Genomic DNA, 13,889 nt, shown 5'->3' on the forward strand with positions numbered 1-13,889 from the left:
GCAGCCCCGCGGTCGTCAACAACACTCTGGTGGTGGGTGATCAGGACGGCGTCGTGCACGGCATCGCATTGCCGTGACCGCGCCTGGCTCACCCTCTTGGAACCTGTGCGAAGTCACGACGTCGCCGACCGGGAAGTTCAACTGCGCTTGGCGTTCACATGGCCCGGCCGACGCCGGCCTGCTGCACCCTCGTAAAGGCTTCATGCGTAAGAAGACCTGAAAGGAACTCAACGATGAACGACACTCGCGTGTCACGGCTCGGTACCGCCTCGGTCGGGCTGGGGAGCGGCGCGGCAGCGGTCCTCCTTGCCGTATCGGCAGTCGGGCTGTTCACACCTCCGGCCGCGGCAACAGACGTGCGGACGGCGGACACACCCAACGTCACCGTGAAGCGCGGCAAGCCCGCACGGACCCTGCCCTTCGTCGCGGATCGGGCGGGGGAGGCTGTGGTATCGCTGAACTCCCGGGCGCCCGGGGTCTCCTGGGGGATCAAGGGCAGCGAGTCCGCGGTCGTATCGGCATACGTCGACGGGCGCTACGCGACCGACATCGTGATCCCCTCGGATCAGCCGATCACCCGCAGCTTCACCCTGGGCCACCTCAAGAAGGGGCCGCACAAGCTGCGGTTCCGCTTCGCCGACGACCGCTCTCCGCAGGGAGCGAACAGCGCGCAGCTCGACGACGTCTCGGTCCGGATGTACGGGGAGGAGAGCGATGAGGCACTCGTGCTGAAGAACGCCCCCGTACTCTATGGCCGGAACCTGCCGGATCTGGGTGATCGGTTCCAGAGCAGCACGACCGACACCCCGGTCTTCGCCTATCACGAGATCTCCCCGGCGCAGACCGCCGGCCACAAGGTGATCCAGTACACGGTGATCTGGAGCAACGAGGACGGCGGCACCAACTCGCCTGCGTTGATGGCACGCTGGGGCCGGACCACCGACATCGAGTGGGCCTACCGCGTCGAAGTCGACGCCGAGGGCAAGCCGGTCCCCGGCACGGGCGTCTACCAGGCACCCAACCACCAAACGCTGAATTTCGCCGGCGCGTACGAGAACAGCCGCCCGCTGCTCGAGACCTGCACCTCCAACAACAACCTGTGCGACAAGGTCGACGACCCCATGCGGTTCTCCCTCGCACCGATCGAGTCGCTGCCCGCGGGTCGGACGCGGGAGCACATCATGGACACGAATCCGTGGCTCTACCCCATCATGGGGCAGGAGATGACACGTGAGGGCCAGATCGAATCCCCCTCGGACCCGGATACCCCGGACCTCGGCGATCAGCGCACCTACCTGTACCTCGCGGTGTCCCACACGACCTCGCCGTCGGACCAGGCCGGTAACGTGGGCCTGTCCATCGGGGTGCGGCTGAAGGGGAGCGACAAGTTGTACACGTCCAACCACGACGTCGCCTCGTGGTCCATCACCCGCAATGGCGCGGCGGCGACCACGGTCGAGCTGCCTGTGGGGGCGAAGCCGTCGGACGTCGCGGAGGTCGTCGGGCTGCGTACGCCCGTCCAGGAGACCGGCGCGTCCGTGACGGTCACACGGATCACACGGGCGTTCTTCCTCCAACAGGACTATTTGCCCGGCACCTCCTTCATCGACTGGACGGGCGAGAGGACGCTTACACAGTCGGCCCCGCAGGCGGCTCTGTGGACGGCGGGCAACTGACCTGAAGGGCGGCGCGACGGGCATGCGCCGATCAGGGCGTGACACGGGCACGCGCCGCGCGCCTGCCCGTACGCACGCACTCGGACCGGGTCGCGCAGCACGGCGGTGAGCAGCGCGGCCTGCCGGTGGACGGCGGGCCGCTCTTCCTCGCAGGTCCTGCGCTTCGGGGCCCAGGGGCAGGCGCGGACGGGCGGCGGGCGCGGCGGCCCGCCGTCATCAGGCGGCGGAAGCGAAAAGGCCCTGCGTTCGGACGCATGCGGGTGCCGTGCGCGTGTTCCCGGGCACAGTCGGCAACCGGTCCGTGCAGCCGCCATCAGGTCCGACCGGTCGGGAGCACCGCGAACCGGCCAGGATCGGGCGATCGGCAATCAATGTGAAGGGACGCCGCCGACGGCGACTCGGAGCGATGGGAGCACTGGGCGCGGAAGAGGGCTCCCGGAACGATTCCGCCCATGCGTGAGGGGCGCTCCGAAGAGCGCCCCTCACCTGCGGAACCTTCCGACATCTCTGTCGGGACGACAGGATTTGAACCTGCGACACCTTGACCCCCAGGAGTGCGAGCCAGGGGAATTTTCCGGATAGATCACATATTTTACGGACGCAGATCGTGCATGGCGAGGCACACTGTGCGGCATCGGGCATACCCTGCGGTCCCCAACTGGTCCCCAAGCCCGGCCCCGGTCACCCCTGGAGGTCGGTACTGGTCGAGCGACCAGTACCCGGCGCGGACGCCGGCGGACTTCACGTCTTCGAGATGAAGTCCTTCACCGGCCGCATGACGAAGGGGCGCCGGAACAAGGTCGGGGAATCGCCAGCAAGGGCAGCTCAACTGAACCCCGCCCCCGCCTGATCCCGGCCCGGAAACAGGCCGCGATCGAGCCCGCCGCGCGCTGACCTCACACAGGCCGGCAACAGGAGCATCCGGACGGGTCCCCACCACCAGCCCCATGCCCCATGCGTCCGGGCCTCCATCGACGGCGCCCGTGGCGATGCCGAAGGCAGCGCGAGCGACGCCGACAGCGGACAGTCGCCGACGAGAGCGCTCAGACTGGCCAACCACGGCGCTCAGCCACACTCCCGGCCCCACCCGGGAGGCGCTCAGCCCACGACCCGCTGCAGCATGACTCAAACCAGTTCGGGCTGCGGTTCGCGTCGCGGTTCCGGCAGATACGCCGACGCGGCCTTCCGGTCCCACAGCTTGGTGGTCCGTACGTAGCCGTAGACCACTGAGGTCATCGCCAGAATGAGCAGCGGCCCGAACACCCACGGATGTCCGGCCATCTCCACCGACAGATAGCGATACGACGCCAAGAGCCCAGCGAAGACCGCGGCGCCGTAGACGACCAGCTGGATTCCCGACCGGTCCCAGCCGCGGTCGAGCGAGCGCAGCGCCGTCTCGATCGTGAGCGTGAACACCACACCGGCGACGATGTCCGCGCCGTAGTGGTAGCCGAAGCCCAGCGTTGCGCCGAGCGTGGCGATCAGCCAGAACGCGCCTGCGAATCGCAGAGCCCGCGGGCCCTTGCGGGAATGAATGAAGATCGCGGTAGCCCACGCCGTGTGCAGACTGGGCATGCAATTGCGCGGGGTGATCTCGTCGAAGAGCATCGGGTGCGGGGTACCGACCGGCGGCGTGTCCGGCCACAGGTTGGCCACCGCCCAGTGCCCCCCGTCCGCGCCGTAGGCGAAGATCGGTCCGACCACCGGGAAGATCATGTAGATGCCCGGCCCGAGCAGGCCGATGACCAGAAACGTACGCACCAGATGATGGCCCGGGAAGCGACGCTCGACCGCCACGTTGCGCAGCTGGTACAGCGCGACGACGACCGCGGCCACCGCGAGCTGAATGTAGACCCAGTCGAGAACGTGGGCGCCGACCGAGCCGGTAGCCGCGACAATCCGGCCTACCAGCCACGACGGGTTGCCCAACGCATGATCGGCGGTTGCCACGTACTGGTCGAGCACCGCCGGGCGGGTCTTCGACGTGATCAGCAGCCAGGTGTAGCCGGTCTTGCGACCGGCCACCAGCAGCAGGGCCAGTCCGACGCCTTTCAGCAGCAGGACACGGTCCCGGCCGGTGCGGCGCGTGACAGCGATGACGGCACAGGCCAAAGTCACCCACAACGCGCCGTTGCCGAACATCATCTCGGCGTCGACCGCCCACCGCACGAGCCAGAAGACGACGTCGATGCCGATCGCGGCGCCGGCCGCGATGAACCGCTGCCGCCAGGTGAGCACCACCATCATCAACGCCATACTGACGTACAACACCGTCCCCGATTTGGGGGCGAATATCACCTCTCGCGCCTGGTCGGTGATCGGCCCCGGCTCGCCGTACCGACGCGCGGCGACCTCCAGTGCAATGAGGAATCCGAGGGCCGCCACACTCACAGCGACCCACAGCATGACGCGTGGTTGACGCCATGCAGCGAACCTAGTTCTGCCGTCTATTCGCGAAACCACTCGCGTTACCGTAGATATCAATTTTCAGCTACTTTGTCATATTTCTATGTGATCGTTGTGAGCTCGAACATGCTAACGGAACGGGTGGGTTTCGCTGATCACAGGTACGCCGAATACAGCGATCAGCTCCCCTTTTCCCGCAGCCACGGCGGACATGAAACGCCGCGCGGCCCGCACGGCCCCGGATTGGGGCGGCGCGGGCGGCTCGGTGGACGGGAGGGCGGGTGTCGGGGCGAGCTCGACGGCGACAGTGGCGGTCGAGGACAGCGCGAGCGACGCCGACAGCGGACAGTCGCCAACGAGAGTGCTCAGACTGGCCACCTACAGCGCTCAGCCACACCAGGGGGCCACTGACTCTGTCGGATGCTGCCCACCCACCGCGAACCAGCCCCAACCCGGGCATGCGATCACACTGCGACCACCACGCCCCCGGACGCACGAAAGGCCGCCTTCCGATTCCTGAGTGGGCGTTTAGGGATGGATTGTGGTGCTAAGTCGCTCCTGCGACCAACGATCTTCGGGCTGATTCACACCTTACGTGCGCCTTCACGGCCTTCCGGACGCCGCCCCGTGTGCCCGTTCAATCCACTTCTCGGCACTGGATTCCGTCTGGTTTAGTAATGGAGCGGAAGATTCCCGCCAGTGCGGAGTTTCCGGCATTTCAGGCTGTGCACGTTGGCGATGAATACGGCAAAGCGGGTTGAAATACCCATCGCGAATCAATATCAAACGCCCAATCAGAACTCGGCAACATTTGAGCGTCCTGGACGAAGCGGCCGCTCTCCGTATCTGCCGACAAACGCTCTCCGTTGTCACCTGCATAGCCAACCACCAGTGGCGCTGATATTCGGCGGCGCCCGGGGCAGGTGTCCGCGACACTGGGCCGGTGATCGTCATACACCCCGTGCTGGAGACCGGCTCGCTCCCCGGCTTCGAGTTCTGGCCGGTCGCCGAGCAACCGCCGCACCACCTCACCCCACTGAACGGCACGCTGAGCGATGAGCAGGTCGGCACGGCAATAGCCACCATGGCCGGCTACAACTCCAGCCGGGTCGAAGACCACCTGACCGACCCGGCCGACGCCTTCCTGAGCTCACTGCTGCACGAGGAGGGGTTCGTCGCCCCTGGAGGGCTCCGCGTCCAGGACACGGGCACCGGCACGACGCTGACGCCCGGTTGCTGCTGCGGACTGGAGGACTGGCGCGGATGGCTGGAGAACGCCGACGGAAGCGAGCTGTGGCTCGGCCACGACCCGACACCGTGGGCCGAACAACTCGGCGACACCGTCCGGCTCCACCCGAACGGCGAGCACCCGGGCCCCGTGATCGAGGTCGCCCGGACCGAGCTCCCCCGGCTGCTCGCCGGGGTCCAGCAGGACCTCGCGGACTTCCTCCTCCTGGTCGCAGCATGGGCCGAGCAGCACGCGCCCCAGTCGGCGCAGGCACTGGTCAGTGCGGTCGACCGGTCGCTCGCAATCACCGCACCACTGCGAAAGCTGAGCTGATGGCGAGCTTCCTGACGCACCGCCGGCTCGTGCTTGACTGCACGCTTCCGGTGCGGCGCCGCCACGCGGCACTACGGGCCTGCCTCACTCTGTACGCCCCGTACGGCTTCCGCGCCACGTACCACCACCTGACGGTCAGCGCCGCGATACCACGCGACCTCGACGCCGATCCCGAGTCTCTGGAACGTGCGGTGAACGAGCTCCACGAGGCCCGCCTGCCCCGGCTGGCCGAGGACGCCCGGTACGCCGAGCGGCGGCGACGCGAGAAGCATGCCGGTCAGCGGGGCCCTCGACGCCCGGGCACGTGGTGGCACCGCCACGGGCAGCAGAACTACATCCAGCTCGATCCGCTCGGCCATCCTGCCCTGGCCCTGCCCGAGTTCGTCCGCCGCCAAATCAGCCTGGCGAATGGCGAAGCACTGCCCGGCTGCGCGGACTGCGGCAGCGGCCTGCCCGCGGTGTCCCGTTCAACCGGCCACGGGTTCATCGACCTGTGCCGCAGCTGCGGAACGGTACAGCGCTCCTGCGCCTGCGGCCAGCCGCACTGCCTCCACCCTCGCGAACAGGACCTGTGGCCGTGCCTGTGGCGCAGGGAGCACATGACCCACGACGGCCTGCCCAACCCGCACTGGCCCGGTACCGTCGAGGACCGAATCGCCAGCCTGCAGCTGAGGAACCCGTCACAGCCACGGAACGGGCGGCTCGGATGAGCGAACTCGCCTTCTTCGCCCAGGTCGCCCACCGGACCGGTGTCAGCCACCAGACCCAGTCCAGGGAGCCTCGTGACCGTCACCAGCATGCCCCAGCCGACGCTGCACGAACAGCGAGTCCCGGGCCCGGCGGAGGAGGTGATCCTGGGAGTGGACACCCACAAAGACGTCCATGTCGCCGCTGTCATCACTACCTCGGGCGCCTCGCTCGCCCACCAGGAGTTCCCGGCAACCGCCGCTGGATATCGCCAACTACTGGCCTGGGGACGGTCGTTCGGCGTCCTGCATCGGGCCGGCGTCGAGTGCACCGGATCCTACGGAACCGCGCTGACACGGTCCCTGCGCCGGGAAGGCGTCGGCGTCGTGGAAGCAACCAGCCCGTGCCACCCGGCGCAAGCGCGGGAAGACAGATGCGGTCGACGCGGACGCGGCTGCCCGTGCGGTGTTGTCAGGACGCGCCACCACCGTGCCGTGCACCGCATCTGCAGGCGGCGCACAACCATTCCCGGATCTGCCGGGGGCTTGGAGACGTCCTTGGCCACACTCCGAGCAGACCTGGCTGGTCGGCTCGAACCGGCCGACGCGCTGCTGGCCATCCCATGCGGCGAGGCACCGGAGCCTGGGATGTGGCGGCTTGAGATTCTCCTCACTTGAGCGTTCCCGCCATGAAGGCGGAACTACCGGTGTACCGTCAGCGTCAGCTGTCATGGTTCCGAAGTACTGGTCGCCCGTGAGCGTTACCACGGGCGTTTCTGCTGTTCAGAGTCTCTGAGGACCAAGGCGATCACCTCCGGTTCCCGCACGATGTGGGAGCCGACTTCCAGTCCCCTTGGAGGGCAAAATGGCCAGCGGAACCGTCAAGTGGTTCAACTCGGAAAAGGGCTTCGGCTTCATCGAGCAGGACGGCGGCGGCCCCGATGTCTTCGCCCACTACTCCAACATCGCCAGCTCGGGCTTTCGTGAGCTCCAGGAAGGCCAGAAGGTGAACTTCGACGTCACCCAGGGCCAGAAGGGCCCCCAGGCGGAGAACATCACCCCCGCCTGAGCAGCTTGCACCTACACGGAACCCGCCCCGCGACAACCGCTGGGCGGGTTCCGTGCGTTCTGGAGCTGGCCGCCGTCCGGTACTGAATGCCGACAGCGGCCTGGAGGTGCATCCTGCTGGAGCGGGTGATCCGACGCCCCTGCTCGCGCGAGCACTTGCTGATCCAGCAGTTGACGGGCCGCCCGCTGCCGCAGACGACCGCTGGCTTCCCGGGGCTTGTGACACTGCTCGTCCCAAACAGCTGTCCCCGAAGAGGAAGTGGGCGGCACCCGGCAGATTATTCTACTCCGCGCGTGGGCCGGGAACTACCGCAGGTCTTCTTTCCGCTGCTCAGATCTGTCTCATGAGACCTGTGGTTCAGTCTCGATTCGTCGTGGCGATACGAGACAGGTGAGCTGACGGGAGTTCTCTCAGGTCCCTGGGAGGAGCAAGTGTGGACCTTGCCTTTGTGCACTCCGGTCTGCTGCCTCCGCGCACTCGGGCCACGTGCGGCCCGCGACCAGCTCCGCAAGCTTGAGCGAGGCTCCTCGACGTACCAGGCGGTCGTCGCCGTAGGTGGAGTCGGGGAGTCGCTGGGTGAAGCCTGCGAGATGCTGTTCGAACCATCGACGAGGAAGGAACGGGGGGACTTCCTCGACGCGGTAGTGGTAGGGGCGTGATGCTCTTCGGAGCCGACTGCGTACCCGGAATCCAGGCTCTTGCCGTGACGTGGCTCGGGCGGAGTTCGTGGAGATCCCGCTGTCTCTCAGCATGCGGCCGGTGTAACCCGGTGCGCGCTGGACGGATTCGAAGGCGAGAGGCTCGACGCGTTCGATCAGCGTTGCAGGATCCGGTCACCCAAGAGGCGGCATCAGGATTGCCGGATGGGCAACCCCTGTGCACTGACGAAGTTTCTTCGGCCATCGGGCATACGGGCCGGTACGAGATGCGCGAGATCGTGAACGTACGACGGCAGCGTGCTCCGCAACCGCACCTCCTGCGAACACCGCCCCCATGCCCCGCTTGACGACGGACACGAAGGCCCCTCGCGGGCGCGTCCTCAGCGCGCCGGGTCCGCAGCCTCGCCCGCCGAAACCGTCCACGAGGCACGGGAGTTGACCTGTGACGCTGTCGCCTGGGCCAGCTCCTTGTAGCCGGTCGCCACCGCTGTGGCCTCGTCGACGGGCAGCGCCCCACCGCGCTCCGCCGCCCGGGCGATGATTGCTTCCGGTCCCAACTCGCGGTTGGCCAGGACGATCGCGTTAACCGCTGCCCGACGCATCGTGTCGAAGCGGCGGAGCGCGGTCGCGGGGTCGCGCTCGCGGGCCAGGCACCAGGCCAGCACCCGGGCGTCGACGATGGACTGTGATCCGCCGTTCATGCCCATCGGGAACATCGGGTGTGCGGCGTCACCGAGCAGCGTGACCCGGCCGAAGCTCCAGCGCGGCAGGGGATCGCGGTCGAGCCTGGGGTACTCGAAGATCGCCGACGAGCGCTCGACCAGCTTCGCCAGATCGACCCACGGCAGGCTCCAGTCCGCCACGCCCGCGAGGGCCTCCGCCGTCGTGATGCGGCGGTTCGAGCGGTCCAGCGGTTCGGCACGCGTTCCACGACGTACTTCGAGCACCCAGTTCATCAGGGCTTCGCCGCCCTTGGCCACCGGGTCCTCGATCGGGTAGGCGACGAACTTCGCACCAGGAGTGCCGCCCGCCACCACGATCGACCGGCCATCGAGGATGTGCGGGTACGGTGCGACCCCGCGCCACATGTGGACACCGTTCCCGTGCGAGGGGCCTTCGGACGGGTACAACTGGGCGCGGACCGCGGAGTCAATGCCGTCGGAGCCGATCAACACGTCGGCGTCCTCGGCCACCGGCATTGCGCTGGTCCGGTCCAGCAAGTGGGCCCGGACGCCGTCCGGTGTCTGTTCGGAGCGCTGGAACGACAGGCCGGTGCGGACGCTGTCCGTCCCGAGGCGTTTGCGAACCGCCGTCAGCAGCATCAGGTGCAGACGGCCGCGGTGTACGGAGTACTGCGGCCAGCGGTATCCGGCCGCGAGACCGAGCGCCTCCTCCCACACCGGTTCGCCCGCCCGGTCGCGGTAGCTCAGCCGGTGCGGGGGCAGCGCGATGGCGGCCAGTTCATCGGCCAGGCCGAGTTCCGCGAGTTCCCGTACGGCGTGCGGCAGCAGGTTGATCCCCACACCGACCGCCTCGATGGTCCGTGCCGCCTCCCTCACCTGCGGACGGAAGCCTGCGGCGTGCAGGCTCAGGGCACAGGTCAGCCCCGCGATGCCCCCTCCCACGATGATGACTCGTATCGGCCATCCCCCGTTCTCTTGTCGTTGGAAAGCACAACGCAGGGCCCGGCAGCCGAGTTCCGCGAGACGGCGGAGACGGGGCGACGCACGCCTGTCACACACCCCGGACCCGAATCGAGTCAGGCCGGAACGTCGCCCGTACAGTCCAACTCCGCTCGGAGTGCGACCACTTGCATGTTCAGCGCGAACTCGAAGCGCTCCTCGTAGGTGCCGGCGGCGACGTGCGAAGCGGCCTCGCTCAGTGCCGGGTACTCGGGGTCGTCGAACTCCGTCATGCGCTCGGGCGCCTCGGCGGAATGCGCCTGCTGTTCCTGCGTGATGCCCAGGACCAGATAGAAAATGGTCCAGTTCGCCCAGGCCGCCGTGCGAGGCGAGAATCCCGCGTCGAGCAGGGTCTGGATCATCGTGTCGGCGAACCGGTAGGTGTTCGCCTCCGTCGTGGCGAGCCCCGCGAGCAAACGGGCCGCATCGCGATGCGCGAGGATCGCCCCCCGGCACCACCGCGCCAGGGCCCGGACGCGGTCCTCCCACGGACGGGGCAGGGCGGCGACGTCCAGGCCCGCGAGTACGGCGTCCGACATCAGCACGAGCAGACGGTGCTTGTTGTCCACGTGCCAGCGGACGGTGTTGTGCTGTACCCCCAGCCGGTCAGCGACGGCGCGCATGGTCACCATGTCCAGGCCCTGGTGGTCGAGCACTTCCAGTGCCGCGTCGACGACTGCTGCTCGGCTGATGGCCATGGGCGCTACTTCCCTCGTGATGTCGTGATGTCTCTTGTCCGGCGGACAATATACGGCGTCACGTCTTGTCCACTGGATAAGGCTCCGCTATTGTCCACTGGACAAGAGAGAGGAGTCCGCAGTGTTCATGGATCCTGAGTTCCTCCCCGTCTACGAGGCGTTGCCCGAAGCGGACGTGTTCGCCGACGTACCGGCGGCACGCGCGGCCGCGAGCGCGGCCAGTGGCGACGGCAAGCCGGACAACGCGGTCAACGTCGAGGACCGTGTCGTCCCCACGAACGGGCACCCGTTGAGCCTGAGGCTCTACACCCCGGTCTCAAGGAGTGCGGGCCCCTTGCCGGTCGCGGTGTGGATGCACGGCGGCGGGTTCGTGCTGGGCGGCCCCAACGCGGAGGACGCCACGTGCCGACGGCTGTCCGCGGACCTGGGCATCGCCGTCGTCGCCCCCGACTACCGGCTCGCCCCGGAAAACCCGCACCCCGCCGCGTTCGACGACTGCTACGCCGCGCTCAGCTGGGCGCTGGACCAGGCGGACGCCCTGGGGTTCGACGCATCACGCCTGGCCGTGGGCGGGCACTCCGCCGGTGCCACCCTGGCGGCGGCCGTGGCCCTCGCCGCCCGTGACCGCGAGGGTCCGCGCATCAAGTACCTCTACCTGGGCTACCCCGTCCTCGACGACCGCCTGGCGACCGCATCGGCGCGCGCGGTCACGGACCCCAAGCTCTTCAACCGCCGGGAAGCCGAGGCTGGTTGGGGGATGCACCTGCAAGGGAGCGACCCTGGTGTCGGCTATGCCGTTCCGGCCCGCGCCGAGAACCTGCGGGGTCTGCCACCCGCGTGCATCATGGTCGCCGAGACCGATCCGGCACGGGACGAAGCGCTGGAGTTCGCATCCCGGCTGGGCGCGGCGGGAAACTCCGTCGAGGTTCACCTCGTGCCCGGAGTGCCGCACATGTTCGATGCCCTGGCCCCGGCGATGCGCGTGACCCGGCGGGCTGTCTCCGTCTGGACGGCGGCGTTCGCCGACGGCATCGGAGTCGCCTGCGAGCGCGGACATGGCTGACGTGGTCCGAGCGGACACGGCTGACGGGATCAAAGCCGTGCACGAGATGCGGATGAGGGTGCGCCAGGTGCGCTGGGAGGCCGCCGGTGTGGTCTCCGTCGAGTTCTCGTACCCCGCCAGGGCGGCAGCTGCCACCCTGGCGGCCGGGCGCCCATGTCGAACTCGCGCTGCCGACGGGGATCGTACGGCAGTACTCGCTGTGCGGGTCCCCGCAGGACCGGTCCACCTACCGCATCGGGGTGCTGCGCGAGCGGGCAGGGCGGGGCGGATCGGAGTACGTGCACGCCTTTCTCCGACCGGGACAGCCCGTGCGGCTGCGCGGGCCGCTGGACAACTTCGGATTCAGGCGAGAGAAGGGCTACCTGTTCATCGCAGGCGGCATCGGCATCACCCCGATCCTGGCGATGGCGGAACAGGCCACCGCATGGGGTCTGCCGTGGCAGCTCCTCTACGGCGGCCGCACCGCCGATTCGATGGCCTTCCTCGACGAGCTGCGCGCCCATCGGGACAGGGTGCGGCTCTACCCGAAGGACCGGGCCGGTCGGATTCCGCTCGACAGGTGGCTTGAGCGGCCACGCCCGGGCACCGCCATTTACGCGTGCGGCCCGGAGTCACTGCTGACCGCTATCGAGGAGAGGGCCGCGCGCTGGGCCCCCGGCTCAGTGCGGCTGGAGCGGTTCAGGCCGCGCCCGAAGCCGGCCCGGCCCGACACCGAAATCGAGGTCGTGTGCGAGCGATCGAACCGTACGGTCACCGTCCCCGCAGGCAGGAGCATTCTCAGCACGCTTGAGGACGAGGGCCTGCCAGTGACCGGCTCCTGTCGCGAGGGCGTCTGCGGCACCTGCGAGACGCGGGTCGTCGACGGCGAACCCGACCACCGCGACGACATCCTCACCGCCGAGGACCGCGCCGCGGGCGACCGCATGTACATCTGCGTGTCCCGGTCGCGCGGCGAACGCCTCGTCCTCGACGGGTAGGACACCCGTGCCCAGGACCGCACGCCACCTCCCGGAGGGCAGGCATGAGCCGCCACGAGGACACCCGTACAACTCCTCCCATTCGTACGGCTGCTGACGACTACCACCCCATCGCCATGAACCGGGTGCGGGAGATCATCGGACACCCGCCGCCGTTCATCGCGGCCAAGAAGGAGTCCCACCTAGGCGAATTCACCACCAGGTTCATCGCGCACAGCACGTTCTTCTGTCTCGCCACGGCGGACGACGCCGGACACCTCGACATCAGCCCCAAGGGCGATCCGCCAGGAGCCGTGCGGGTGCTGGACCCGTGGACCCTGGCCCTCCCGGACCGGCCGGGCAACAAGCTCGCCGACACCTTCGAGAACCTCACCCGCAACCCCGCGGTGGGGCTGGTGTTCCTCGTTCCCGGACTCCGGGAAGTCGTACGCGTGAACGGTGACGCGTTCATCAGCGACGCCCCGGAGCTGCTGAACATGCTGAGCGCCGACGGAAAACCCGCCGTGCTGGCGACCGTCGTGCGCGTGCGGGAGGTCTTCTCGCAGTGTGGAAAGGCGGTGATCCGCTCACAGCTGTGGGAGGGCGATCCACGCCACCTGGCCGAAGCCGTCCTGATGGGCGGCGACTTCTACACGATGCACGTGGCGGAGAACGCCGCCAAGATGGCCGACAGCCTCGGCGACCAGCTCAGCGAACTCACCACGCTCGCCGAGAACCAGTACCGGCACCACCTGTACTGAACCGTTCCCGGTTCGATAGGGACTCGATCATTTGAGAGGATCGAGTCATGGCACGCCCTTCCCCCTACCCCCTTGAGCTGCGCAAACGAGCGGTCCGCATGGTCGCTGAGGTGCGGCCGGAGTACGACACCGAGTGGGCCGCGATGAAAGCTGTCGCGGCCAAGCTGGGTATCGGGACGACCGAGACGCTGCGCAAGTGGGTCCGGCAGGACCAGATCGATGCGGGGAGCCGGCCGGGGACGACGACGGAGGAGTCCACACAGATCAAGGCGATGAAGAAGGAGATCGCTGAACTCAAGCGGGCGAACGAGATCCTGAAGGCCGCGGCGAGTTTCTTCGCGGCCGAGCTCGACCGGCCACACACGCGCTCGTAGCGTTCATCGACGAGCACCGGGACCGCTTCGGCGGCGTCGAGCCGGCCGCCGGGGCGGCGCTCTCGGCCCACTTCAGCGTGCTGCGCGCACCGCGCTCGCTGCCGAGCCCGATCGTCGTGACCCGCTGACCCCGGTCAAGGACGCCGGTCCCCAGCTGGTCCCCAAGAATGATCAAGGGCCGGTTTCGGATGCCTCCGAAACCGGCCCTGACCTGCGACTGTCTCCAGTCGGGACGACAGGATTTGAACCTGCGACCCCTTGACCCCCAGGAGTGAGAGTCGGGGGTATTTTCTGGATA

At 68.2% G+C, this 13,889-nt stretch carries 11 protein-coding genes and 1 pseudogene; 9 read left to right on the plus strand and 3 right to left on the minus strand.

What is annotated here, in order from left to right; translation table 11 throughout:
- Positions 1 to 233: 233 nt before the first annotated feature.
- Positions 234 to 1,676, plus strand: a complete 1,443-nt coding sequence (locus tag ACZ7IB_RS33560) for a hypothetical protein (protein WP_470917754.1) — start codon at positions 234 to 236, stop codon at positions 1,674 to 1,676.
- Between the two features lie 1,125 nt (positions 1,677 to 2,801).
- Here ACZ7IB_RS33560 and ACZ7IB_RS33565 read toward each other — a convergent pair.
- Complete coding sequence (locus ACZ7IB_RS33565; protein WP_470917810.1) at positions 2,802 to 4,082, minus strand: phosphatase PAP2 family protein; 1,281 nt, start codon at positions 4,080 to 4,082, stop codon at positions 2,802 to 2,804.
- 943 nt (positions 4,083 to 5,025) lie between these two features.
- On the opposite strand from ACZ7IB_RS33565, the gene ACZ7IB_RS33570 reads away from it, so the two are divergent.
- The 4 genes from ACZ7IB_RS33570 (at position 5,026) to ACZ7IB_RS33585 (ending at position 7,398) form a co-directional block, all read left to right on the plus strand.
- Positions 5,026 to 5,643, plus strand: a complete 618-nt coding sequence (locus ACZ7IB_RS33570; RefSeq protein WP_470917755.1) for a hypothetical protein — start codon at positions 5,026 to 5,028, stop codon at positions 5,641 to 5,643.
- Positions 5,643 to 6,353, plus strand: a complete 711-nt coding sequence (locus ACZ7IB_RS33575; protein ID WP_470917756.1) for a hypothetical protein — start codon at positions 5,643 to 5,645, stop codon at positions 6,351 to 6,353. Before ACZ7IB_RS33570 ends, ACZ7IB_RS33575 begins: the two co-directional genes overlap by 1 nt.
- Positions 6,354 to 6,440: 87 nt before the next feature.
- Positions 6,441 to 7,007, plus strand: coding sequence for an IS110 family transposase (locus ACZ7IB_RS33580; RefSeq protein ID WP_470917811.1), 567 nt, complete (start codon positions 6,441 to 6,443; stop codon positions 7,005 to 7,007).
- A gap of 187 nt (positions 7,008 to 7,194) precedes the next feature.
- Positions 7,195 to 7,398 carry a cold-shock protein gene (locus tag ACZ7IB_RS33585; protein WP_010982331.1) on the plus strand — a complete coding sequence of 68 codons (204 nt, stop codon included), beginning with the start codon at positions 7,195 to 7,197 and terminating at the stop codon, positions 7,396 to 7,398.
- A 1,039-nt stretch (positions 7,399 to 8,437) separates the two neighbouring features.
- Here the strand turns inward: ACZ7IB_RS33585 and ACZ7IB_RS33590 are convergent.
- Both ACZ7IB_RS33590 and ACZ7IB_RS33595 read right to left on the minus strand, forming a co-directional pair.
- Positions 8,438 to 9,697 (minus strand): FAD-dependent monooxygenase, encoded by a 1,260-nt coding sequence (locus tag ACZ7IB_RS33590; RefSeq protein WP_470917812.1) that lies wholly within the window; start codon positions 9,695 to 9,697, stop codon positions 8,438 to 8,440.
- Between the two features lie 119 nt (positions 9,698 to 9,816).
- Positions 9,817 to 10,437 carry a TetR/AcrR family transcriptional regulator C-terminal domain-containing protein gene (locus ACZ7IB_RS33595; RefSeq protein ID WP_470917757.1) on the minus strand — a complete coding sequence of 207 codons (621 nt, stop codon included), beginning with the start codon at positions 10,435 to 10,437 and terminating at the stop codon, positions 9,817 to 9,819.
- A gap of 127 nt (positions 10,438 to 10,564) precedes the next feature.
- Here ACZ7IB_RS33595 and ACZ7IB_RS33600 point away from each other — a divergent pair, with 127 nt between their 5' ends.
- The 4 genes and pseudogenes from ACZ7IB_RS33600 to ACZ7IB_RS33615 form a co-directional block, all read left to right on the plus strand.
- On the plus strand, positions 10,565 to 11,500 hold the full coding sequence (locus tag ACZ7IB_RS33600) for an alpha/beta hydrolase (RefSeq protein ID WP_470917758.1): 936 nt from the start codon (positions 10,565 to 10,567) through the stop codon (positions 11,498 to 11,500).
- 86 nt (positions 11,501 to 11,586) lie between these two features.
- On the plus strand, positions 11,587 to 12,477 hold the full coding sequence (locus ACZ7IB_RS33605; RefSeq protein ID WP_470917759.1) for a PDR/VanB family oxidoreductase: 891 nt from the start codon (positions 11,587 to 11,589) through the stop codon (positions 12,475 to 12,477).
- Between the two features lie 44 nt (positions 12,478 to 12,521).
- Positions 12,522 to 13,217, plus strand: a complete 696-nt coding sequence (locus ACZ7IB_RS33610) for an MSMEG_1061 family FMN-dependent PPOX-type flavoprotein (protein WP_470917760.1) — start codon at positions 12,522 to 12,524, stop codon at positions 13,215 to 13,217.
- A 47-nt stretch (positions 13,218 to 13,264) separates the two neighbouring features.
- Positions 13,265 to 13,662, plus strand: a pseudogene (locus ACZ7IB_RS33615) (transposase); the annotation flags it as partial.
- Positions 13,663 to 13,889: the final 227 nt, after the last annotated feature.

Source organism: Streptomyces sp. NPDC037301, from assembly GCF_055602785.1.